Below are 24,519 nucleotides of genomic sequence, written 5' to 3'. Positions count from 1 at the left end.
AATATACTTTATCTTATCCTTTACTTTCAATAGCTTTTCTGTATCCAAATCTGATGAGGAAATCAATACACTAAGTTCATAGACAACTACAATAAAGCTAATTGTTTCTATTTTTAGGTGAGATGCTCTCCTTTTATCCGTTCCCTATAATCCTCATAATCAGGAATCAGACGATGGTATTCTCCGTGCATCAAGGACGATGAAATCATGAAATCAACGGAAGCCCTGTTGCAGGCTACTGGAATGTTCCAGACCACAGAGATCCGTAGGAGAGCTTTCACATCTGGATCATGGGGGAGCGGTTTGACGTTTGTGGCGGAGAGGCCACCGCCACCACACCTGGTCTATCAGGAACTCTTGATGGCCGCTGAGGCCTCAACTGAATATCTCTCATGAGCTTCACTTTAACCAGGAGGAGAGGTCTGGGAGATTTCTGGCACTTTTGGCGCTTCGGACGGCTTCGTAGAGATTTCCGAGCCCCAAAAGCCTTCCTTGACATTTTTTTGAGTCGTGATTTATACTTCCTCACGATGTTTGAAGGGGTAAATGGAGATAAAGATGCTCCCTCGGCCAACGCAGCCGAAAAGGAATTCCTTGTCCATATCCATCATATCCATCATTTACTTTTTCAAGTTCTCTCCTGAATTCTGAATTATTTCTTATCATCTTCTTAATCCATATTATTGATGGTTATAATCAGCAATAATTATTACATTATTACTGATTATAGTCTACAATAAATAACAATCAATAACTACTCCAGTACGGGCGACCAGAAGGAAAGCTGCAACCCTGTAGATTAAAGCAGATCAACTTTCTACGAAAAATTTAATTTTTGACTCTCAAAGCTGGCTGGAATAAAAAAATTCTATAGTTACACTGAGATCTTCTATTTTAATTATTCTGAAGATAATATAGTTTCCTTCCTCTCCTTCCTGGGCAAGAGAGACATAAGTGTGGCCTTCTACTGCTGATACACCAAAGCGATTGTAACCAATTGATGGGATATCAACCTGATTCAGTGGAACTTGACCGATATCACCTAAATCTAATACTCCTCTCTGACCCTCGTTATTAGCCCAAAACTTTAAATCCAAAAGATAGAAATCACCGCCGGTAGTCTCACCTCTTTTTCCCTCTGAAAAATCATAGCTATCTTTATCATTTAAAGTAATTTTGGGCGAAGGCTTATGTATAAAAACCTTGCGTATAAGCTCTTTTTTGGCAGGGATATCGATACCAGTTCCGCTCAGCCTCCCAGCAGAATAAATGCAAGATATCTTTAAAGTAATGTTTGCCATGAGTGCCTGCCCACCATTAGTCCTGTAAACCCTGAATTCTATATTTTCATGAAGAGGAGTGGAAGGGATATGAATGGTGTCAAATTCAAGAACTGTGCTTTGGTCCGGATCTAATTCTGGAAGCGTTCTTCTGCTTCTCCACTTTAATGTTGGAGAATCAACCATGATTGTTGTCTCTTGTGAACGAAGGCTTCCGTAGTTTTTGACCTCCACCGATATTTGAACTGAACTGTCCAGAGTTGGATTCGAGGGATTGAAAATAAATCGGGTGATCGTGATTTGAGTTTTTTCTGAGAAAGCCTCTGAAAAATTAAATAAAAGAATAAAGGAAAGAAGTAAACAAAATGAAGAAGTTTTTTTATTCATTTACGCACCTAAAAATTTTTAGTTGATATATTTATTTTATTTAATTCTTATCTCATATTCTATCTTTGCTCCTCCCTTGTAACCAGATCCATCCTGTGCAGCATCTTCATTAACAATATGATATATATGGCCATTTTCATAGAATTTTTTACTAAAAACGCGATCCTCACAAGTAATAATGTACTGATCTCCTTCTCTTCTACACCGTGAATAATATTCACAATGTTCTATTAGGTCAGATAGATATAGTGTTTCAGAGGTGATGCCAATTTCGTCATCCGGTTCTGGATCATCTTCATCCCATATGCCAACTTCTACATAAATAGCAGGAATATAAGAATTGTTAAAAAGGCGGCTAAAAATTAATTGAGGACCACCAAAATCCCATGTATCTCCGTCGTCCATGTCGTGCTCTCCAGAATTAGGGAATCTATAAATATCTATAGCAGAGAAAGGATGCTTATCTATCTCATTTTCCCAACTATGGCTACTTCCTGATGGGTTTCCTCCTATGGCAGCAACCTTAGTATTAACAAATATATCTCCCAGACCTCGCCCCGATGTATCTCCATCATCAAAAACAGTTATTCTTTTTAAAATTACTTGAATCTCCTTAACCGGAACAGATTTGACAGATCGGATCCATATTTTTCCCTGCAGCCATGGAAAAGCTCCTTCCGATATGCCACTTGCAGCTTCTCCATTGAAGGGCCTGAGCCTGTCCAAGCATATTGAAGCGTAATTATGTATGGTATCAAGCATATCATTTGATCTTTGATCCGGACTTCCTTTCACAGTAAATTCTCTATAACTGCCATTTCCCATTCTAAGCCCATATTGCTGATTTTTATTAGTGATAAAGTTAGCAGTACCCATATCATCATCTGCTTTACTTCTTATGTGATCAGCTATTCCTGTGACAGCTGCCGTTATGTTACACAAAGCATCTGTGCAAGCAGCAGGGCCACCTACGCCTGTGCTACATGCTATTGCTTCCAGACCTGCCATTAGCAGGTTTTCTGCATATTCAAGCCAATTCAGAGGGTTAAAATAATAAAGTAAATCATGGTCATCTTCAAAAGCACTAAGTGTAATTCCTAAACCATCACCTAATTGATCCCTAGGAAGAGCAAAAATCGGCATTCTTGGCCAGGCAAAAGGAGTTTTATTTCTAGGAGAACCTAAATCATTGACCTGAATCCATTGTTTCTCCGGATATTTCAGTGAAAATTCATTATTATCATCATAACCAGTTGCTGTAAGAAACATTTCTCCATTATCTGTATCTGAATCATGGCTAAAAACAATTTCTGCCAATTCAACTATATAATATTCTGGAGGAACATAATGCTTGACATTCACAACAAATATACCCGGCTTTTTCTGTTCATCATGAGTATATAAATTGATATATAGATAATATTCCACTCCAACTCCATGACCTAAAACTATTCTCCACAGACCTATATCATCCGAATCTGCGTAAAAGGTCTGATGGAATAAATCACGTCCATGAAACTCTTCTCCACTTGGTAAGATTATCTTATAGAACAGGTGCTCCATAGGTTCCCTTCTTAAAGGAGCAAAAGGATGTAAACCTAATAAGATTTCTATTTTTTCATTTTTTTCAAACACTTGAAACTCATAAAGCTTAATGTCACCTAGCACAAAGTTTTCCAGGGGTGGGATTAGACGGGTTTCAAACGTGGGAGGAGTTTCGGGCTCGATAGTTTTCAGGAACTGAATATCACCTTCAGCTGGACCAGCATCTATGCCATAATCGGTAGCATTGTAAATGTAAAAATAGATTATACTCCCAATCTCTTCTCTTGATACCGAAATAAATAGGAAATTGTCTCCTTGTATATCATCTGATATAAATTTTGTTTCTATATAGCCAAATCGATTTTCTAGTTCACGTCTTGCAGTCTCAACATCTACATCTCTATCAAAAACTATAATTTTTATTCGTCCTTGAGTAACATTAACCTTAAATTTTAAAATTCCGGCCTTATCTACTAACCATTTCGCTCCAAGTTGTTTAATATCTCTTGGGTTAGCGAGGAAAAAAGAAGTGATTTCTTCACCAATTTTCTCCAAATCTTTCTTGATAATCTCTGCAGGAGCAGGAATCTTCTCTCTTGTCCAAGAAGGAGGCATAGGGATTTCGGATGGAATTCTACTAACTTCTAATTTTTCTTTCTTAGGAAAGCCTATCCCATCCATAAAAATAGGACCATCGATTTTGCTAAGATCAAAAATAGGCTTTGCATTTTTTGCTATTTGTATCCAATTTTTAATGTCGTTTATAGATGGTATTTTTCCTCTACTCTTAAATCCTGTTGCTACTGCCGTCCATTTTAACAACATATACATCTGATTCAGCTCTTCTGGATTGTTAATGTCAATTGAATTTAATTGAGAAACCGTTCCTACACCAGCTGTAAATAAAAGATCAAGGTGATCGTTTGTAAGCGTATTCTTATCAAAGACTGTACGCATCTCTGTTCTGAGAGCTATTCTCAAGAGGTCATCTTCGGTAATATTAATTTGTTTACTCAAAATTTCTAGCTTCTCATAGGTACAAGCCCTTTCTAAGAGATCTTGTGCAGTAATGATTCCAATAAGATGAAACTTTGTTATTACATCTTGAAATTTTACAGGAAATTCAATATCGGCAATCGTAGGATTCATATTCAAAGGTGGTAAAGTAACTGACGGAGGTTGAGGAGGTATTAGTGGCTTTTTTGGAGTAACCACAGGAGCAGTAACTTTTGGCTTATAAAGAGGTTTCTTAGGAGTAATTTTTGGGTTGAAGTAAATAATTTCCATAGTTGAGCCAGGTGTACGCTTACTTCCTGGTTTCTGAGCTTGGCTAACAACTTTTCCCTCTTTCCCTTTGTATCGAGGATCAAATTGATTTATTTCTTTTACTCTTGTTTCAAATCCCTTTTCTTTTAATGATTTCTTTGCTTCTTCTAACGACATTCCCACTACATTTGGAACCACTGTCATCTTAACTTTTGGAGGGATAAACTTTATCAATGGAGCTATCTTTTTTTCTTCCGGATATGTGACTTTAATAGTTCCTCTTGCTGAACCTATACGACTAAAGTTTACTATTGAAACTTTCCAATTTGTTCCTTTATTCAGGATTTCTTGAGTAACATCATGGGATACTATAAGAGGACTTGTTCCATCTTTTCTTGCAAATTCTTGACGTGTTGGTCCGTTCAATATTAAGGCAAGGTTCGATGCACCGCCTGTCCATGAAGCTTCAACAGTTATTGTCCCTTCTTGCGTAACATTAAATTCAAACACATCACTGTCACCAAAAATCGCCCTTACTTCGAATTGGAATTCTTTTGTCTTGATTTTTTCTTGGAAAGTAGAGAGAGAGTCTGAAAATTGGGATAAGGTAAATAAAAGAATAAAATAAAGAATTAATGAAAAAAGAAGGCGATTTTTTCTCATCTTTTCCTCCTATTACGTTGTTTTTCTCTTCTTTTAAATTATAACATTATTGTCAAGACAGGGGCACATCGCAATAATGAGTGCCTAGAAAGGATTATAAAGAACCGAAGGTATAAATTATATAAATAATTGAGGCGGGTGGAGGCCTGGCGGGAAAGCTCTGACCTCGCGAAATAAAGCAGGACGCTTTCGCGAATTATCGTTTCATTTTATAGACGATAAATGGCGAAAATAATTCTCATTGAATAAAAGAAGATGCTTTTGCATCTCCTTTTTCCTCTCTGCCATCTATTCAAAACGCAAGCTTGCAAAGTAATGAATTATTTATGCTTCATCCATCGCCTTGAACTCTTCAAGGGGAAGGGTCACAAGCTTTCGGCCTCTCCTTTCAAGTTCCACGCTTTTCTCCCAAGTTTCTTCCTTCTGGGCAGCCAGGGCCAGGGCGTTTGCGATTCCGTACTTATCATATTCAGGCTCTGTACCAAATGCTATAAGAATATTCTCTTTTTGGGCCTCGCTAAGTTTGTATTGTTCCACAACGTTGTTTATCACCTTCTGAGGGTTCTTGACTTTTATTTCTGTCGCTTCCCTTAAAATCTGAGTTATTTCTCCAAACCTATTGAATAGTTCCTTAATTGATCTTCTGCCGGAAAGGTAAATCATTTCATCTAAAACCTCATCTCCAAGATGGATTTCTCCTGTGACAAATTCCTCCATTATCATCCCATTTGAGCATTTTACTCTAAAGACCCTTGGCTCAACTCTTAGGGCTTTATGTCCTGTTTCCGAATTAGTGAGGAATATCCCGCCGATCATCAAGTCATCTTTGTGCCTGACGAAATCTCTGAGCTTCTGGCTTTTGACCTTGATATTCATCTCGGTCTCGGAAAGGAAGCAGTCTTCAATTTCAGCTTTATGAGCCTGAAGCTCGTTCAAAGCGCAAAAAAGAATGTCCAGATGGTCGATTACCCGGTACCGATCGCTGAGAAACGCTCGGAACTGAGTCTCCCATTCCTCGGACAAAATACTCTTTTTCGCTTCTTTCAAGCCAGGTGTTCACATTCTGAGCCAGGAGTTCCGGGGTTTCCTCTTCCATCTTGTGATAGTATTTAAGGGGGATGTCGAGCTTTTCGGCTATCTGACCATGGCAGGGCTTTGTGATAGAAAAAGCACTTTTTCCATTTCCATTAATTTGAAACTTCATCTGATTCTCGGCCAAGACTTTTTCATTAAAATCTCTTTTTATTTTCTTAAATAATTAAACCAATGTCAAATATAGTTTATCTTATCCTTTACTTTCAATAGCTCTTCTGTATCCAAATCTGATGAGGAAATCAATACACTAAGTTCGATAGACAACTACAATAAAGCTAATTGCTTCTATTTTTAGGTGAGATGCTCTCCTTTTATCCGTTCCCTATAATCCTCATAATCAGGAATCAGACGATGGTATTCTCCGTGCATCAAGGACGATGAAATCATGAAATCAATTGAATCGTGCCCATTCCAATAGCTCATGCTTTTTATTGTCAAATTTTTACATTATTGTTTTTAAGAAGACGGTATAGATGCTGTCTGCTTATGCCAAGAAGTTTGGATGCTTTTGATTTGTTTCCATTGCACTTCTTTAGTAAATCTATTACATCGGATAAATTCCTTTTCTTAAAAATAATTTCTCTTTCGATAGAATCTTTAAGACATCGATTTATTATATTTTCATCGATACAGTCAGAACTTGAATAAAACATAGCTCTATCAAGGATGTTGTATAGCTCCCTTATATTTCCTGGAAACATATAGTTTAAAAGGATCTTTTCTGCTCCCTTTGTGAGATAGACTTCTCTCTTCACCATTGCTTTTTTCCTATTAAGATACTCATCGATCAGCAAAAGAATATCCTCTTTTCTCAGTCTCAGAGGAGGGATGAACAATTCAAAATTGCTGAGCCTGTAATAAAGATCTTTTCTGAATTTCCCTTCCTTTACTTCATTTTTTATGTCTTTGTTAGTTGCTGAAATAATCCTTACATCAACCCTTATCTCCTTTCTTCCTCCGAGTCTGAAAAACTTATAGTTTCCCTTTTCTTCAATTGCCTTTAGAAATTTCGCCTGGGAATTTTTTGACATCTCACCAATCTCATCCAGGAAAAGAGTGCCTCCATCTGCTTCTTCCAAAAACCCAATTTTTCTTTCATGGGCTCCAGTAAAAGCACCTTTTTCTGAGCCGAAAAGCTCGCTTTCGAAAAATTCATCCTTCACATTTGCGCAATTTAGCTCAATGAAAGGACCATTTTTTCGAGGACTTTCCTCATGGATTAATCTTGCAACCAAACTTTTTCCGACGCCTGTCTCTCCATAAAGAAGAACAGGTTCTTCAAATCTTGAAATTCTATAAATAAATTCAATAATTTCATCTGAAATTTTGCTTTTCCCTTTAAATTTTGTTTTTAATTTCTCAAATGTTTTTCTTTTAATTGCATTTGCAACTCTATCTCTTGAAGAAAGATGGCTCGCCCATTCACTTTCTTTCTTCAATACTATTTCAATTACTGGAATAAAAATTTCTTTTATTTTATCTGTGTTATCGAATAACTCTTTTCTCACAAATTTAAAGGCAAAATAAATTCCCCAATCAAAATCTCTCATTCCATTTGAGGATATTGAATAAGAAACTATATAATAATCTCTGAAGTTATATCCAGGATTCTCCTTTATCTCTAAATTTGCATTTTCCCTCAGGCTGACAAGAGCTTTTAGCTTGTCTTCTGGTAATCTCATTCCAGCAGAAGATCTTATCGAAATTTTATCCTCTTTTTCTTCAGTTATTGCTCCCCATTTTGCACCTGAGAATTTTATTACTTCTTCTAATAAATATTCTAAAGTTTCATCAAAGTCTTTCTTTGATAGAATCATAGAAATTAATTTTTCAACAATTTCAGACCAACTTTTTTCCTCGTAAATCATAGCACTTCCTTACCTATCAAATTTCTGGAGATTATAATAAAAAAAATTCTTATAATCAACAAAAATTTTTAGAGCCTTCCAATAAATAATTGACGGCTATAAATGTGTATGCTATTATTTAACTTAAAGATATCTTTCCTCAGATGATAAAAGAAGGAAGCCTCTCCAATGGTATCAAAATAGTATCTGAAAAAATTCCCCATTTAAGGTCTATCAGTCTCGGCGTCTGGATAAAGAGCGGGTCAAGAAATGAAGAAAAAGATCATAATGGAGTGTATCATTTCATAGAGCACATGCTTTTTAAAGGCTCAAAAAAATATAAAGCAATTGACATAGCAAAAATTACAGACTCTATCGGTGGAAACTTAGATGCATTCACATCAAAAGAATTTTTATCAGTAAACTTCCATGTGCATGATGAAAATTTTAGTAAGGCATTTGATGTTTTATCAGAACTTATACTTAACCCAACTTTTCCCTTGAATGAACTTGAAAGAGAAAGACAGGTAATCCTTGAAGAGATAAAGTCCGTAGAAGATTCTCCTGATGAGCTTATCCTTGATTTATTTCTTGATTCTTACTGGAAAGACCACCCTCTGGGAAGATCAATACTTGGCTCAAAAGAAACAGTATCATCCATAAAAAGAAAAGATTTAATTGAATGCTATTTTTATTCTTTCACACCATCAAATATCGTATTTTCAGCTTCTGGAAATTTAGAGCACAACGAAATATTCGAAAAGATTGAGAAAAATTTCTCTTCCCTTAAAAATGCTAACCCCAGAATTCAGAATCCAAGCCCTCCTTTAGATTTTCCAGGAATTTATTGCAAAAATAAAAAACAGCTTCAACAGGTGCATTTTATAATCGGGATGAGAGCCCTTCCCCAGCCTCATCCTGAGAGATACTCCCTATTTATACTAAATGATATTCTTGGCGGTGGAATGAGTTCCAGGCTTTTTCAGAAAATCAGAGAGAAAAAGGGCCTTGTTTATAACATATTTTCTTTTGTATCCACTTTCATCGACACAGGTTTCTTTGGAATATATGGAGCCACTGACAAAAGAAACATCCCTGAGGTTGTTAAAATCATCGATGAGGAATTAGTTAAAATTAAAGAGGGAAAGATAAAAGAGGAAGAACTTGCAAGGTCAAAGGATCATCTTAAGGGCTCTGTTGTTTTAAACCTTGAAAGTGCTGTAAGCAGAATGGCGCAGATTGCCAGAAATGAAATATATTTTAAAAAACAAATATCATTGGAAGAAATTCTAAAATCAATCGATTCAGTAAATCTTGATGATTTAAAGAGGGTTTCAAAAGAAATAATTAATTCCAAAAATTCTGGAACATTTCTTCTTGGAAATATAAATTCATATGAATTAAAATATAAATTTAATTTTTAAAATGATTGAAAGATATTCCCTTCCTGAAATGAAAAAAATCTGGAGCGATGAGACCAGGTTCAGAAAGTGGTTAGATGTAGAAATTGCAGTCTGTGAGGCATGGACTTATCTTGGAAAAATTCCAGAGGATGCCCTGAAAAGAATAAAAGAAAAGGCAAATTTTTCAATTGAAAGAATAAGTGAGATTGAAAAGGAAACAAAACATGATTTAGTCGCCTTCACAACCTCAGTGTCTGAATTTATCGGTGAAGATTCCAGATTCTTTCATATGGGACTTACTTCCTATGATGTTGTTGACACAGCTCTTTCCCTTTTAATAAATGACTCGTTAGATTTAATCATAAAAAAGGCTGAAAAGTTTTCAGAAACCCTAAAAGAAAAAGCTCTCAAGTATAAATATACACCTATCATAGGAAGAACCCATGGAGTCCATGCTGAGCCAGTTACACTCGGTTTCAAGTTTCTTATCTGGTATGCTGAACTCAAAAGAGACATCGAAAGGTTAAAAAGAGCAAAGGAGAACATAAGAATTGGAAGAATTTCAGGGTCTGTTGGGACTTACTCCCATCTTGACCCTGAAGTTGAAGAAATCGTTTGTAAAAAACTCGGCCTGATTCCCGAAAAAGTGTCCAGTCAGGTAATTCAAAGGGATAGGCATTCAGAAGTTATAGCAGCACTTTCGATCCTTTCAAGCACTATAGAAAAAATAAGCACTGAAATAAGACATCTTCAGAGAACAGAGGTTCTTGAAGCAGAGGAATTTTTTTTAGAGAGCCAGAAAGGCTCATCCTCTATGCCCCATAAAAGAAATCCTGTGAGGTCAGAGAGAATATCAGGCATTTCCCGTTTGATAAGGTCGCATGTAAACACTTCTCTTGAAAATAACCTTCTCTGGCATGAAAGGGACATATCCCATTCTTCTTCAGAAAGAATTATGTTTCCTGATGTTTTTCTTCTTTCTGATTTTATCCTGGAAGAAATAAACGATGTAATTTCTAATTTAATCGTTTATCCGGAAAGGATGAAGGAAAACATCCAAATTACAAAGGGTGTTATCTTTTCCCAAAGACTCCTTTTATTGCTCGGAGAAAAAGGTTTATCAAGGGAGAAAGCTTATAAAATTGTTCAGGAAAAATCGATGAAAGCATGGAATGAAAAAATCTCACTAAAAGAGCTTATAAAAACTGATGAAGAAATAATGGATTTAATCGGTGAAAAAGAACTGGAAGATGCGTTTGATATGAATTATTTTTTCAGGAACATTGACTATATATTTAATAGAGTCTTATCAGATTAAGGAGAAAAAGATGAAGCTTCGAGTTCTTGTATCTTTCAAGAAGGGAATTTTAGAGCCACAAGGGGAAACGATAAGAAGGGCTCTTCTCAGTCTTGGATATAATTCAATAAAGGATGTAAGGCAGGGAAAGTTTTTTGACATTGTAATGGATGAAAACAATAAAGAAAGAGCTTTTGAACTTGCAGACGAGATAGGAAGAAAAGTTCTATCAAACCCTGTGGTTGAATCCTATGAAGTAAAGAAAATAGAATGAAATTTGGAATAGTAGTCTTCCCTGGTTCCAATTGCGATTGGGACACATACTATGCTCTTAAGGATTTGAATCAGGATGTAAAATTTCTATGGCATAAGGATAAAAGTTTGAATGGAGTTGATTCAGTAATCCTTCCAGGAGGATTCTCCTACGGTGATTATCTCAGATCCGGAGCAATCGCAAAATTTTCTCCAATCATGGAAAAGGTAAAAGAATTTTCAGAGAAAGGAGGATTTGTACTTGGAATCTGCAATGGTTTCCAAACACTTTTAGAATCCGAACTTCTGCCGGGAGCGATGCTGAGAAATCGAGATTTAAAGTTTATCTGCAAATTTGTTCATATAAAAGTTGAAAACAGAAATACTCCTTTCACCAACCTGATGAAAGATGGGGAGATTTTAGAAATTCCAATCGCCCACATGGATGGAAATTACTTTATAGATAAGGAAGGCCTGGAACAACTCAAACAAAATAATCAGATTGTCTTCAGGTATTGTGATGAAAACGGAGAGATAAACGGCAGCTCGAACCCAAATGGCTCTTTAGAAAATATTGCAGGCATAATAAATAAAAGAGGAAATGTCATGGGAATGATGCCCCATCCTGAAAGAGCAAGCGATAAACTCCTTGGAAGTGAGGACGGAAGAAAGTTATTCCTTTCACTGACTAACTGGATGAAAAATGATCGATAAAAAGACCTTAGAAGACCACAATCTAACAGAAAAAGAGTTCAAGATGATAAAAAGACTGATTGGAAGAGAGCCAAATTTACTTGAATTAGGAATGTTCTCTGTCATGTGGTCAGAACATTGTTCTTATAAAAGCTCAAAGGTTCATCTAAAAAAACTTCCAACAAAAGGAAAAAGAGTTGTCCAGGGACCTGGTGAAAATGCAGGAATTATCGATATAGGAGATAATCTCGTGGCTGTTTTTAAAATCGAATCCCACAATCATCCATCTTTCATCGAACCATACCAGGGAGCTGCTACAGGTGTGGGAGGAATCCTCAGAGATATATTTACGATGGGAGCAAGACCAATCGCTCTCTTGGATTCATTAAGATTCGGGTCTCTTGATAACCCTAAAAACCGCCTGATATTCGAAGGAGTTGTATCAGGAATTGCAGGATATGGAAATTCAGTTGGAGTTCCGACAGTTGGAGGAGAAACATATTTTGATGATAATTTCTCCCAGAACCCTCTTGTAAATGTTCTCTGCCTTGGAATAGCAAGAAAAGATAAAATATTTTACGCAAGGGCCACTGGACCAGGAAACCCTGTAATCTATGTAGGAGCCACAACCGGAAGAGATGGAATCCATGGAGCAACGATGGCTTCTGAGGAATTCGGAAAGGATTCAGAGGAAAAAAGACCCAATGTCCAGGTTGGAGATCCTTTTAAAGAAAAAGTCCTCCTTGAGGCATGTCTTGAAGTAATGGAAAAGGAGCTAATTGTAGGAATACAGGATATGGGAGCAGCAGGAATTACTTCCTCATCGACAGAGATGGCAGGAAGGGCAAAATCAGGAATTGATATTCATCTTGAGCATGTTCCTTTAAGGGAAGAAGGAATGACACCTTACGAAATAATGCTCTCTGAATCCCAGGAAAGAATGCTTCTCATCGGAAAAAAAGAAAAAACCGATAAGATAATTGAAATATTTAAAAAATGGGATATCGATGCTATCAAAATAGGAGAAGTAACTGATACAGGTAGAGTTAGAATCTTCTTAAACGAAGAACTCCTCGCAGACCTTCCTGTAAATGCTCTAACAGAAAAGGCTCCAAGATACAGAAGGCCTTTTAAAATAGTAAAAACTTCTGAAGAACTTAATATAAAAGAACTTCCTGAATTAAATGATTTAAACGATATATATAAAAAGATAATCTCTTCGCCAAATATAGCCCATAAAGGATGGATATTCACTCAATATGACCACATGGTTCAAACAAATACTGCCCTTCTACCAGGTAGAGATGCATCTGTTTTGAGAATCAGAGTCACAAACAAAGCCCTTGCATTAACCCTTGATGGAAATCCTTTCTACTGTGCAATTGACCCAAAAAAGGGAGCGATGATAGCAGTAGCAGAAGGTTCAAGAAATTTATCGTGCGTTGGAGCTAAGCCTGTTGGAGCTACAAATTGTCTCAATTTTGGAAATCCTGAAAAAGAGGAAATAATGGGGCAATTTAAACAGGCTGTTGAGGGAATTGCAGAAGCATGCAGATTTTTATCGATTCCAATCACAGGAGGAAATGTTTCATTTTACAATGAAACAATCGGGTTTCCTGTATATCCAACGCCTGTATTGGGAATCCTTGGATTGATTCAAAATGTTAAAAACATTATGACACCCTCTTTTAAAAATAAAGGAGATCTTATAATCCTGATCGGCCCAGAAAATTATGAGCTTGGTGGCTCAGAATTTTTAAGGGTAATGAAAATTGGAAACAAAGGAGAGACTCCTTCTTTGAACCTTGTGGCTGAAAAGAAAATCCAGAAATTTCTCTTAAATTTAATAAATAAAAAGATTATTAACTCTGCCCATGATGTCTCTGAAGGAGGGTTGGTGGTATGCCTTTCTGAATCGTCGTTTTACGGAAATTCAGGTTTTGAAGTAAACTATGATGTTAAAAATGGAATAAGAAATGAAGCAATTTTATTTGGTGAAAGCCAATCAAGAGTTGTAGTTTCTCTGAACGAAACAAAACTCAATAAATTTGAATCCATGGCAAACGAGAAGAAAATACCCTATAGAATAATTGGAAGGGTTGGAGGGGATTCACTTAAATTCAGGGTTAATGGAAATGAGGTTTTAAACATTAAACTTGATGAGGCAAAATATCTATGGATGAATTCAATAACGGAAAAAATGAGGCATTTTTAAAAAAATGAAAAAATTAAAGGAAGAATGCGGTATTTTTGGAATTTACAATTCTGAAAAGGCTGCTGAATTAACCTATTATGGACTTTATGGATTACAGCACAGGGGACAGGAGAGCGCCGGAATAGTTGCTTCAAATGAAAAAAGACTCATCGCTGAAAGAGGCCTTGGATATGTATTCGAAATATTCGATACAGAAGCATTAAAGAAATTAAAGGGAAAAATTGCAATTGGACATACAAGATATTCTACCCATGGAGAATCTACTCTAAGGAATACTCAACCTTTTTTAATCGACAGTCATCGAGGCCCGATTGCGGTTGCCCATAATGGAAATCTTGTCAATGCAGTTCAGCTTCGAGGAAAGCTTGAGAAAGAAGGATCTATTTTTCAGTCCACATCTGATACAGAAATAATCCTTCATTTAATAGCGAAATCAAAAGAGGAAAAAATCGAGATTTCAATAATAGATGCTCTTATGGAACTGAAAGGAGCGTACTCCCTTCTTTTTCTTACTCTTGATAAACTTATTGCAGTAAGAGACCCAAGAGGATTCCGTCCCCTTTCCCTTGGAAAATTAAGGAACTCTTATGTCACTGCTTCTGAAACCTGTGCGTTTGACCTTATCGGAGCAAAATACATCCGCGATATCGAACCAGGTGAAATGATTATCATAGAAAAAAATCGAATTAATTCAATCCGTCCCTTCAGGGATGAGATGCCAAGATTCTGCATATTCGAATACATCTATTTTTCAAGACCTGATTCTCTTGTATTCAAAAAAAATGTTAACGAGGTAAGAAAAAGACTTGGAAGAATGCTTGCAATCGAGCAGCCTGCAGATGCTGATATTGTTGTTCCGATACCGGATTCAGGGCTCTGGGCAGCTCTTGGATACTCAGAAGAGTCAAAAATCCCCCTGGAATTTGCATTGATAAGAAATCACTATGTAGGAAGAACATTCATTCAGCCATTTCAGTCAAAAAGAACTTTTGGTGTAAGAATTAAGTTAAACCCTGTAAGAGAGCTAATCCAGGGAAAAAAGGTTGTGTTGATCGATGATTCAATAGTGAGGGGAACTACAAGCAGAAGAATAGTAAAAATGGTGAGGAATGCTGGAGCAAAAGAAATTCACTACCGGGTATCTTCTCCTCCAATTATCGGTCCCTGTTTTTATGGGATTGACACCCCAATGAAAGACGAGTTAATCGCTTCCTCTCACTCAATTGAAGAAATTGCAAAATTTTTAGGTGTTGGAACACTCGGTTATCTGAGCCTTAACGGAATGCTTGAAGCTGTAGGAGACAGAGAAAATTTCTGCACAGCCTGTTTTGATTTAAATTATCCTGTTGAGTTGCCAGAAGATAAGTTCCTTCAGATAAGGCTTTTTGAAAGGACTGAGAATTTATGAAACACCGAATTCTCTACAGGGATTCTGGTGTTGATATTGATAGAGCTGATGAAGCAAAGAGGAGAATAAAAGAGCTTCTTAAAAAATCAAAATTAGAATCACTTTTTGGAGGGATAGGTAAATTTGCGGGATTTTTTCCGCTGAATCTAAGCCAGTTTAAAGAGCCTGTTCTTGTCTCGAGCGTTGATGGGGTAGGGACTAAACTTAAAGTTGCATTCATGGCAGGAATTCACAACACGGTTGGAAAGGATCTTGTTAATCACTGCATCAACGACATTCTAACCCACGGTGCATTTCCCCTCTTTTTTATGGATTATATTTCAACTGGAAAAATGAACCCGGATGTTGTTGAAGAGATTGTGAAGGGAATTGTCGAGGCCTGCAAGGAATCTGGAGTTTATCTTATAGGTGGAGAGACTGCAGAAATGCCTGGATTTTACGAGGGAGGAGAATATGACCTTGCTGGATTTATCGTAGGAATAGCTGAGAAAAATAAAATAATCGACGGATCCAGAATAGAAGAAGGAAATATTATATTTGGGCTTCCCTCATCAGGATTGCACACAAACGGGTATTCCCTTGCAAGAAAAATATTGTTTGAGAAAAATAAATTCGATATAAATCAGGAGATAAAAGAATTGAATGGAAGTATAAAAGAAATTCTCCTTAAGGTTCATAGAAACTATTTACGTGTATTAAGATTTTCTGTGGAAAAAAATCTTCTCAGAGGACTCTCTCATATCACAGGAGGAGGATTTATAGGAAATATCCCCCGCATCCTTCCAGAAGAACACTATGCTGAGATAAACCTTAATTCATGGAAAATTCCTCCGATTTTTAAGTACCTGATAAAAGAAGCTAATTTAAATCTTGAGGAAAGCTTCAGAACCTTCAACATGGGAATAGGCATGATAGGAATCTCAAATGAAGGGGAAGCTGAGAAAATCTTTTCCCATTTTGAATCAATTAATGAAAAGTATTTTATTATTGGAAAGATAAAAAAAGGCAAAAAAGGCGTCAAATTTATCGAATGAAAAAAGGTAGAATTGCAATACTCCTTTCCGGAAGAGGTTCGAATTTTCAGGCAATCCACAACTCAATTCTCGAAGGCAAAATAAATGCAGAAATATCTATCGTTGTATCGAATAAGGAGGAAGCACCTGGGCTAAAAATTGCAAAAGAAAGAGGACTTGAGGCTATGTTTGCAGACCCGAAAAGATTCCAATCAAGAGAAGAATATGACAGATATCTTGTCGAGGAACTTGAGAAAAGAGAGACTGACCTTGTTTGCCTTGCTGGCTGGATGAGAATTTTAACACCATATTTTGTCCAGAAATTTGAAAACAGAATTATGAACATTCATCCAGCTCTTCTTCCAGCGTTTCCGGGCCTTGATGTTCAGAGAAAAGCCCTTGAACACGGAGTAAGATTTTCTGGTTGTACAGTGCATTTTGTAACAGAAGAAGTTGATGCCGGACCGATCATTCTTCAAGCAGTTGTTCCTGTGCATCAGGAAGATACTCCTGAAACACTCGCTGATAGAATTTTAAAAGAAGAGCACAGGATATATTCTGAGGCCATAAAGTTATTCTTTGAAAATCGCCTGGAAATCCAAGGCCGTCGAGTATTTATTAAATAAGAGAGAGAATTGAAGAATCCCCACCCTCTAAGCTATTGGCTTTATTGAAGATATTTCTAATCACATCTTTCCCCTATAATTAGGTCTCTCATGCCAATATAAAACATAGAGGGCGGGGCAGGATTGCGGCGAGCATTCCGTTCAAACATTCCCTTCGCTCAGAATTGTATAGTGATCAGGAAGGGTGACGGTTTTCTCCGCCACCCTTCCTGCCCACTCTCATATATATTCATTATTCAGAATTCAATGTTTCTTTGATATTAATATGCTCGTCGATATATCGCTCTGGAAATGGTTGACTCCTCGAAAAAATTTAGACATGTCCTTTTTCTTTATTTGTAAGATTTATTGAATTTATTGGATTGTTTGAATAGAATATATTTTTAAAACAATAATGACTAAATTAAAATTTTTGAAACCTGAACAGCAGTTCGAATACATAAAAAAAGGGACTGTCGAGATAATCCAGGAAGAGGATTTATTAAAAAAGCTCGAAAATTCTTATAAAAGAGGTGTTGCTCTTACCGTTAAAGCTGGGTTTGACCCTACTGCTCCAGATATTCATTTAGGTCATACAGTTCTTATAAGAAAGATGAAACATTTTCAGAACTTAGGACACAGAGTTGTTTTTCTGATTGGAGATTTTACAGGGTTAATCGGAGACCCTTCAGGTAGATCTTCTATGAGAAAACCAATGACAAGGGAGGAGATAAACAAAAATGCTGAAACTTATAAGTCTCAGATATTCAAAATCTTGGATCCTAAGAAAACAATCATTGATTTCAACTCCCGTTGGTTGGCTTCCCTTTCTTCAATAGAAATCATAAACCTTCTCTCAAAATACACTGTCGCAAGAATACTCGAGAGAGATGACTTTACTAACAGAATGAAAAACTCTCAGCCGATTGGAATCCATGAAATTCTCTACCCTGTCTTTCAGGCATACGATTCAGTAGCGTTAAGAGCAGATGTGGAATTAGGAGGTACAGATCAGAAGTTCAACCTATTAGTAGGAAGAGAAATACAGAGAGAATATAATCAGGAGCCCCAGGTTATCATTACAATGCCCCTTCTTGAAGGCCTTGATGGAATCGAAAAGATGTCAAAGACTGCAGGAAATTATGTGGGAATTAATGAACCTCCTTCAGAAATCTTCGGGAAAATAATGTCAATTAATGATTCTTTAATGTTTCGATACTATGAGTTATTGACTGATATAACAGAGAATGAAATCAACAGAATGAAAAATGATGTATCAAATAACTACAAAAATCCGATGGACTTTAAACTTGATTTAGCATATCTCATTGTAAAAGATTTTCATGGAGAGGCTAAAGCCAGAAAAGCAAGCGAGGAATTCATAAAAATCTTCTCCAAAAAAGAAGTGCCTGAAGAGATTGAAGAAATCCATTCTCCATCCATCGAGGTCAATTTGATAAATTTTCTTATCGAAAAAAAGATTTTTTCATCAAAAGGAGAAGCTAAAAGAGCAATTAAAGGAGGCGGAGTTTACATTGATAGCGAAAGAGTTAACGATATAGAGAAGAAAATTAATTTCAAAGAAAAGTCTACCTTCATTCTCAAAATTGGCAAACGCAGGTTTTTTAAACTCAAATATAATTAAATTAAATCTGGTTAAACTTTAAATAAGAAGCCAACCATTCTTTATTCTATTTTTTTTAGCTCCATTATTCCATATCCGCCTCTTCCTTTTTTACTATAAAGCTCCATTCTAAGAGACTCTCGAATAATATCCATATTCTTTTCATCCCACTCTACTTCCCTTATGTAAGAAGTTATGTGATAACCGGACCATATCTCAACATTTGGAAATGCTTCTCCCCTAATTTTAAAAATTCCATTTTCTTTTTCTTTTAAATAATATCTCACAGAAAAAGGTTTTTCCTGATGGAATACAACAAAATCTCTTATAACCTGTTCAAGCATTCTTCCGATTTTATTAAAGTCATATGTGAAGTCCAGCCCATTATCAAGCCACTCTTCAGGTAAATTTTTCAAATCTTCAATATTTCCATTCGGAGTGAATGGCCTTGAAAAAAATTTCAAAGCTTCTGTCAATGCTCCGTATGCAGCAAGGGGAATTTCGTCTTTAGCTGTCCAGAGATATTGAGGGTTTATTCTGGTTCTCACTGAATCAGGAATAACAAGACCATTTTCATCCATTAAAAAAGAAAAATTATCAGGATCATCTACATCAAACCCAAATGGAAGCGCCTTCCTTTTCTCAGGTTTTATAACTCTACTAAATTCAGGATATTCATCCACCCAGTTAATTAAAATTTTTCTTCCCGTGTATAATGACTCCTCAAGGCTATGAGAAGCTATCCTTATATGGATTTCATGTCCCATAAAATCAATAGTTCTGAAAAGATATCCGGGAAAGCCTATATCCACATATCTAAACTCCGTGGTTCCATCTGAATTTTTTCTTGTTTTTAAAATCAATGATGCAAAATTCTCATAATAAACCCTGAAAGGTATTATAAAAAGTATTCTCCCATAAGCTTTTCCCTTCATTATATACCAGAGGATATAGGTAGATTCATTTGTTAATCTGGCTTCACCAAAGTTTCGATTTTTATTCTTCTCTGTAGTAAATTCATCTTTTTTCCAGGAAATATAGCTCATACATGAATATTTATTAGTAAAAACATTTACCATATCAGTGGATAAAAGATAATTAATTGAAATCACTGACAATATTGATGTTAGAAAAAAAATTTTTAAAATTAGTTTATTTCTCACTTATAAATTTTTTAAATAAATTCTTAAAATCTTCTAATTGTAATCTTGAACTCTCAAAAAATTTTTTTGCATTCCTCTGTCTAATTGCTTCATATAAAATTATTCCTGCTGAAACTGAAACATTCAAACTCCTTACCATTCCCAGCATCGGAATTTTTATTTTATAATCTGAAAATTTTAATGCCTCTTCAGATACACCTTCTCTCTCATTTCCAAAAATTATACAAACTTTATCCGAATAATCTACATCCCAGAATGGGATTGAATCTTTACAAAGACAAGTTGAAATAATTTTATAGCCATTTTCTCTGGCAAATGAATAAAATTCTGAAAAATTTTTAAAATAATTTATTTGAAGCCATTTCTCAGCGCCAGTTGAAATTGCTTCAGTTATTGAAAATTCCTCATTTTCGCTAAGAACTACATCCACATTCAGCACCCCTGCTGCATCGCATGTTCTCAATAAGGCACTGGCATTATGAACATTTTTAATATTTTCAAGAACAACTCTTAAATCCAGTTGTCTTAAAGAGAGAACTTCTTTTATCTTCTCAATTCTTTCCTTTGTAGGCACAAAAAAAATATACCAGAACTATTTTATTGATTCAATAATTAGAGGTCAACCCTCTTAACTTTGCTGCTCATTCTTTTAAATTTTCTAATAAAAAATCTGTAATCAATGTAAAAAGATGCCTTGTTGCATTATCGCCGTATATTCCATGATTTCTTCCAGGATAAATCATAACCATAAACTGTTTATTCTTGCTGATAAGGCTATTAGCCATCTGAACTGAATTCTGAAAATGCACATTATCATCGAGCGTTCCATGAATTATTAGCAACTTTCCCTTTAGCTTATCAGCATGATTTATCGGAGCACTTTTTTCATAACCTTCAGGGTTATTTTTTGGCTGCCCCATGTATCTTTCAGTGTAAATAGTATCGTAATTTTTCCAGTGAGTAACTGGAGCAACTGAAACTCCCACCTGAAAATAATCAGGTGCTGTAAGCATTGCCATCAGAGTTGAATATCCTCCGTAACTCCACCCCCATATCCCGATTCGTTTTTTATCAACATAGGGAAGTTTTGATAAATACTTAACCCCACTCACATAATCGACAATTTCCCAGTAGCCAAGATTTCGATACATCCTGGAGGCTCCTTCTTTGCCAAAGTGAGCTGAACCTCTATTATCCATTGAAAAAACAATGATTCCATTCTGGGCTAGGTATTGATACCACATGCCTCTCGTTCCTCCCCATCTATTTATTACAGATTGACTCAAAGGGCCTCCATAAATTGAAAAAATTACAGGGTACTTTTTCTTAGGGTCAAAGTCTGATGGTTTTAATATCATCGCTGGCAATTTTAATCCATCTTCAGTCGGTATGTATAAGAATTCCCACCGATTTAATCTGTATTCTTCCAATTCTTTAACTCTATTTTCATCGATTGTCCTGATAAAACTTCCATCAGCATTATATAGATCCATCCTCGGAGGAGTTGATATAGTGTCATATGTGTCAACAAAATAATTAGCAGCTGGTGATACTTTTACAGAGTGGGAACCCATCCCACTTGTTAATTTCTCCAAATTATCTCCATTAAATCTCACTTTGTAAAAATGCCGCTCTAAACTTGATTCTTTGTTGGAGATAAAATATATCCACTCATTTTCTTCGTCTACATGCAAAATATTTCCTATTGACCATTTCCCTTTAGTAATTTTTTGAATCAGCTTCCCCTCTAAATTATAAAGATATAGATGATTCCAGCCATCAGCATCAGAAGTCCATAGTAAATACGGTTTAGTCTTGAAAAAATATGCACTCCCTTTTACATCAACCCATGTGTCCTGCCTTTCCTGAAGAATCTCCTTGCATTCGCCATTGTTTGAGTCTGCAAGTAATAAATCTAGTTTATTCTGATCTCTATTCAATATCTGAAGGCTTATTTTTTTACTGTCAGGAAGCCAATTGGCTCTTGCTATGTAAATCTCTTCATTATATTCAGGGTTCATCCATATAGTTTTCTGAGTATCCAATGAAACAATACCAACTTTCACAAGGGGGTTTGTCATGCCTGCTTTTGGATATATCACAGGGACTTCTCTTGCAGCAAAAGGCATATGGTCTATCATTGTCATCTTAAAAACTGGAGATTCATCAAAATGATAAAAAGCAATCTTTTTACTATCTGGTGACCACCAGAATCCCTTGGAACTTCTGCCGAAAAGCTCTTCAAAATAAACCCAGGTTAAATATCCATTGAGAATATCATCACTTCCATCAGAGGTGAGCTGAATTTCAAGTCCAGTTGAAACTTCAATTGCATAAAGATTATTTTTTCTTGTGTATGCGATGTATTTTCCATCTGAAGAGAATTCAGGGTTTTGTTCTTCATCAATACTTGCTGTGAGTTTTTTTAATTCCTTTGTTCCAAATATGTAATAAAATAAATCTCCTGCGTGGGAGAAAAGAAGGTGTTCTTCATCTGGAGAAAAAGTATATCGCAGAAAACTGAATCTTTTTTTCTTTTCCTCCTCATTCCTTGCAATTTTTTCCCATGCTTTTTGAACCTCCTCAAAATCTAAAAAAACTTTCTTCTCTCCTTTTTCAGCATCATATTTCCAGAGTAATGATTTCTTAGTTTTCTCATCAGTAGTAACAAAAAAAAGATTTTTTCCATCCTTTGCCCATTCGATCCGGGTAGGTAAACTGCCACTGAAGCCTGCTTGATCTGGGTCGAAAAGCCTCGATATAGTCAATTTTTTAAATTTTTTTGCATAAAGCTCACTCAAGTCAGAGAAAAAGATACATAAAAAAATTAAAATAAAAACAAATAAAATGTTATTTTTTTTGAAAGCCTTCATTTTTAACCCCTCTCTTAAATATATTTAAACTCACCCAAATTTTTAAACTTCTGAGAAAAATTTCCCTTTTACCCACTCTTGATTAATTAAAAAATATATTAAACTAATTTTTTTTATTCTTCAACTTTTATGCATACAAAGTTTTATGTAAAATTTAAGAGTTGCACATGGATAAATATTTAGAGTGAAAGAATTAGAAAAACTCCATTGAAAGATAAAGCATTAAAATATAATATTTAAGAATAAATCACCTGATGGGAGGCAGATATGAATGAAAGGATAAAAATTGGTATCTTTTCTCCAAACGACCCGAGGCCATGGGTAAGAAAAGAAAATATCGATTTAATGATAAAGCACGAATCCCTGCTCATAAACGCACTAAGAAATGAAGGAATAGAAGTTCTAAGGGGAGGAGAAGGTTATCCAGAACAGGATCAGATAGCCTGGAATACAAAACTTGTAAGAGAACATGCAAAAAAACTGGCTAATTTTAAACCAGATGCTTTAATTATAAATGAGGGCTCCTGGACGTTTCCTTATGACTCAAGGGACGCTATTCAGACATTTATGAATCAAATTAAAGGCGATGATAAAGGAATAGCCAGGGTAATAATTTTTTCTTACAAAGACACTAAGGTTCCCGGTATGGTTGCTGGAATGGCAGTTGGAGGAGCTTTGAAGAGAATCGGAATCAGTTATCAACTTGTATATGGAAAAATAGATAAAGAAAAGAAAGCTTTAAATGATCTAATTGACATAATCAAATTTTATAAAAAAAGAGCCGATTCTTCCAGAACTGTTATCAAAGCTATAGAAATGTTAAAGCGACAGAAATATCTGGCTCTCGGGGGGATGAGCCTTAAAATGTGTACAACCACTGCAGATGTTGATCAGTGGGCAAAGGCTTTCGGGATATCCTATGAATCACTTGACCAGTCTGAGCTGAAAAGAAGAGCTCTCATGATGGTAAAATGGGAAGGAATTCCTGGGGAGAGCAGACCAGAAAAAATAAAAGATTTGAGATTAAAAAAAGCCTTTGATTTCCTTTTTAAAAGAAAAACAGGAAACTTTGATTTTTCAAGAGATAAACTAAAAAATGAAAATAAATTTTTATACCAGCTATCCTATTACTATTCTGCCCTTGATGTGATAAATGAATACAATGTCACATTCCTGGGCATAAAATGTCAGGATGAGCTGAGTGCTTTCGACTGCACACAATGTATAACAACAGCATTCTTATCAAATGATGTTGGTCCTAACGGAAAAAAGAAAAAAATATTTCCGACTGCATGTGAGAATGATATGGATTCTGCTTTAACACAGTTAATTCTATATCTCTTAAACGGTGGGAAACCAGCTGGATTTGGAGATTTCAGGGATTTAGAAAATGGAATTCTCGCAATTGTCAACTGCGGACAGCATCCTCCATATTTTTTTGGAAAACTTGAGGAAAATCCAATAAAGAAATTAAAAAACATAGAATACATGGGTCAGGAAATATTCTACGATGCAGGAGGTTCATCTGTAAGGGGAAGAACCCCTGGTGGTATAACTATGACAGTCGCAAGGCTCGGAAGGGAAAACCTTAGGTATCAGCTTGTCGCAGCTCCAATTAAAACCTTAGATGTAAAGAAGGAAGACCATGAAAAATATAATTTCTCGTGGCCTATAATACTCGGAAAGATTCCAATCCAGGATGAACTTATGGTAAATGTCTGGCCATGCAACCATTTAGGTTTTTCATTTGGAGATTATACTCCCCATCTTGTTGAATTTGCGGAAAGAGTTGGAATCGGCTACCGAGTGTTTAGTTCTACAGGCCGCGAGTACTCCCGGCCTTCTTAATAATCATAAAACCATACTTTCATCGTCTCTCCTTGAAATGGA

At 35.8% G+C, this 24,519-nt stretch carries 19 protein-coding genes and 1 pseudogene; 10 read left to right on the top strand and 10 right to left on the bottom strand.

The features are described from left to right. Window positions 1-113: 113 nt before the first annotated feature. From AB1410_07945 to AB1410_07915, 7 genes and pseudogenes are all read right to left on the bottom strand, one after another. Window positions 114-305: pseudogene (locus AB1410_07945) on the bottom strand (methylglyoxal synthase). Window positions 306-525: 220 nt separating this feature from the next. After that, window positions 526-666, bottom strand: coding sequence for a hypothetical protein (locus AB1410_07940; GenBank protein ID MEW6456624.1), 141 nt, complete (start codon window positions 664-666; stop codon window positions 526-528). A 176-nt stretch (window positions 667-842) separates the two neighbouring features. Continuing rightward, window positions 843-1,667 carry a hypothetical protein gene (locus tag AB1410_07935; GenBank protein MEW6456623.1) on the bottom strand — a complete coding sequence of 275 codons (825 nt, stop codon included), beginning with the start codon at window positions 1,665-1,667 and terminating at the stop codon, window positions 843-845. Window positions 1,668-1,703: 36 nt separating this feature from the next. Beyond that, window positions 1,704-5,141, bottom strand: a complete 3,438-nt coding sequence (locus AB1410_07930) for a DUF4332 domain-containing protein (protein ID MEW6456622.1) — start codon at window positions 5,139-5,141, stop codon at window positions 1,704-1,706. A gap of 324 nt (window positions 5,142-5,465) precedes the next feature. Next, a complete protein-coding gene (locus AB1410_07925) occupies window positions 5,466-6,077 on the bottom strand; it encodes a hypothetical protein (GenBank protein MEW6456621.1) in 612 nt (203 codons plus the stop codon). Further along, on the bottom strand, window positions 6,055-6,345 hold the full coding sequence (locus tag AB1410_07920) for a hypothetical protein (protein MEW6456620.1): 291 nt from the start codon (window positions 6,343-6,345) through the stop codon (window positions 6,055-6,057). The genes AB1410_07925 and AB1410_07920 overlap by 23 nt, the downstream gene beginning before the upstream one ends. A gap of 325 nt (window positions 6,346-6,670) precedes the next feature. Then, on the bottom strand, window positions 6,671-8,104 hold the full coding sequence (locus tag AB1410_07915) for a sigma-54 dependent transcriptional regulator (GenBank protein MEW6456619.1): 1,434 nt from the start codon (window positions 8,102-8,104) through the stop codon (window positions 6,671-6,673). Between the two features lie 143 nt (window positions 8,105-8,247). On the opposite strand from AB1410_07915, the gene AB1410_07910 reads away from it, so the two are divergent. From AB1410_07910 to tyrS, 9 genes are all read left to right on the top strand, one after another. Beyond that, window positions 8,248-9,507, top strand: a complete 1,260-nt coding sequence (locus tag AB1410_07910; protein ID MEW6456618.1) for a pitrilysin family protein — start codon at window positions 8,248-8,250, stop codon at window positions 9,505-9,507. A gap of 1 nt (window position 9,508) precedes the next feature. Next, entirely contained in the window at window positions 9,509-10,804 is a 1,296-nt protein-coding gene (purB, locus tag AB1410_07905; GenBank protein ID MEW6456617.1) for an adenylosuccinate lyase, read from the top strand. A 10-nt stretch (window positions 10,805-10,814) separates the two neighbouring features. Next, window positions 10,815-11,057, top strand: coding sequence for a phosphoribosylformylglycinamidine synthase subunit PurS (purS, locus tag AB1410_07900; GenBank protein ID MEW6456616.1), 243 nt, complete (start codon window positions 10,815-10,817; stop codon window positions 11,055-11,057). Continuing rightward, the gene (gene purQ / locus AB1410_07895) at window positions 11,054-11,749 is read left to right on the top strand and encodes a phosphoribosylformylglycinamidine synthase subunit PurQ (protein ID MEW6456615.1); all 696 of its coding nucleotides are present in this window, start codon (window positions 11,054-11,056) and stop codon (window positions 11,747-11,749) included. The genes purS and purQ overlap by 4 nt, the downstream gene beginning before the upstream one ends. Further along, on the top strand, window positions 11,739-13,943 hold the full coding sequence (purL, locus tag AB1410_07890) for a phosphoribosylformylglycinamidine synthase subunit PurL (GenBank protein MEW6456614.1): 2,205 nt from the start codon (window positions 11,739-11,741) through the stop codon (window positions 13,941-13,943). Before purQ ends, purL begins: the two co-directional genes overlap by 11 nt. Window positions 13,944-13,947: 4 nt before the next feature. Then, window positions 13,948-15,351 carry an amidophosphoribosyltransferase gene (gene purF, locus AB1410_07885; protein ID MEW6456613.1) on the top strand — a complete coding sequence of 468 codons (1,404 nt, stop codon included), beginning with the start codon at window positions 13,948-13,950 and terminating at the stop codon, window positions 15,349-15,351. Further along, window positions 15,348-16,385, top strand: coding sequence for a phosphoribosylformylglycinamidine cyclo-ligase (gene purM / locus AB1410_07880; GenBank protein ID MEW6456612.1), 1,038 nt, complete (start codon window positions 15,348-15,350; stop codon window positions 16,383-16,385). Before purF ends, purM begins: the two co-directional genes overlap by 4 nt. Then, a complete protein-coding gene (gene purN, locus AB1410_07875) occupies window positions 16,382-16,990 on the top strand; it encodes a phosphoribosylglycinamide formyltransferase (GenBank protein MEW6456611.1) in 609 nt (202 codons plus the stop codon). Before purM ends, purN begins: the two co-directional genes overlap by 4 nt. Window positions 16,991-17,384: 394 nt before the next feature. After that, window positions 17,385-18,614, top strand: coding sequence for a tyrosine--tRNA ligase (gene tyrS, locus AB1410_07870; GenBank protein ID MEW6456610.1), 1,230 nt, complete (start codon window positions 17,385-17,387; stop codon window positions 18,612-18,614). A 41-nt stretch (window positions 18,615-18,655) separates the two neighbouring features. Here tyrS and AB1410_07865 read toward each other — a convergent pair whose 3' ends face one another. The 3 genes from AB1410_07865 to AB1410_07855 form a co-directional block, all read right to left on the bottom strand. After that, the gene (locus tag AB1410_07865) at window positions 18,656-19,756 is read right to left on the bottom strand and encodes a hypothetical protein (protein ID MEW6456609.1); all 1,101 of its coding nucleotides are present in this window, start codon (window positions 19,754-19,756) and stop codon (window positions 18,656-18,658) included. Then, the gene (locus tag AB1410_07860; protein ID MEW6456608.1) at window positions 19,746-20,330 is read right to left on the bottom strand and encodes an RNA methyltransferase; all 585 of its coding nucleotides are present in this window, start codon (window positions 20,328-20,330) and stop codon (window positions 19,746-19,748) included. The genes AB1410_07865 and AB1410_07860 overlap by 11 nt, the downstream gene beginning before the upstream one ends. A gap of 67 nt (window positions 20,331-20,397) precedes the next feature. Further along, window positions 20,398-22,629, bottom strand: a complete 2,232-nt coding sequence (locus tag AB1410_07855; GenBank protein ID MEW6456607.1) for a S9 family peptidase — start codon at window positions 22,627-22,629, stop codon at window positions 20,398-20,400. 267 nt (window positions 22,630-22,896) lie between these two features. On the opposite strand from AB1410_07855, the gene AB1410_07850 reads away from it, so the two are divergent. Next, window positions 22,897-24,477 carry a hypothetical protein gene (locus AB1410_07850; protein ID MEW6456606.1) on the top strand — a complete coding sequence of 527 codons (1,581 nt, stop codon included), beginning with the start codon at window positions 22,897-22,899 and terminating at the stop codon, window positions 24,475-24,477. Window positions 24,478-24,519 lie beyond the last annotated feature (42 nt).

Source organism: Acidobacteriota bacterium (genome assembly GCA_040756905.1).
Taxonomy (GTDB): Bacteria; Acidobacteriota; Aminicenantia; order JBFLYD01; family JBFLYD01; genus JBFLYD01.
This window is presented reverse-complemented; position numbering and strand designations above follow the sequence as displayed.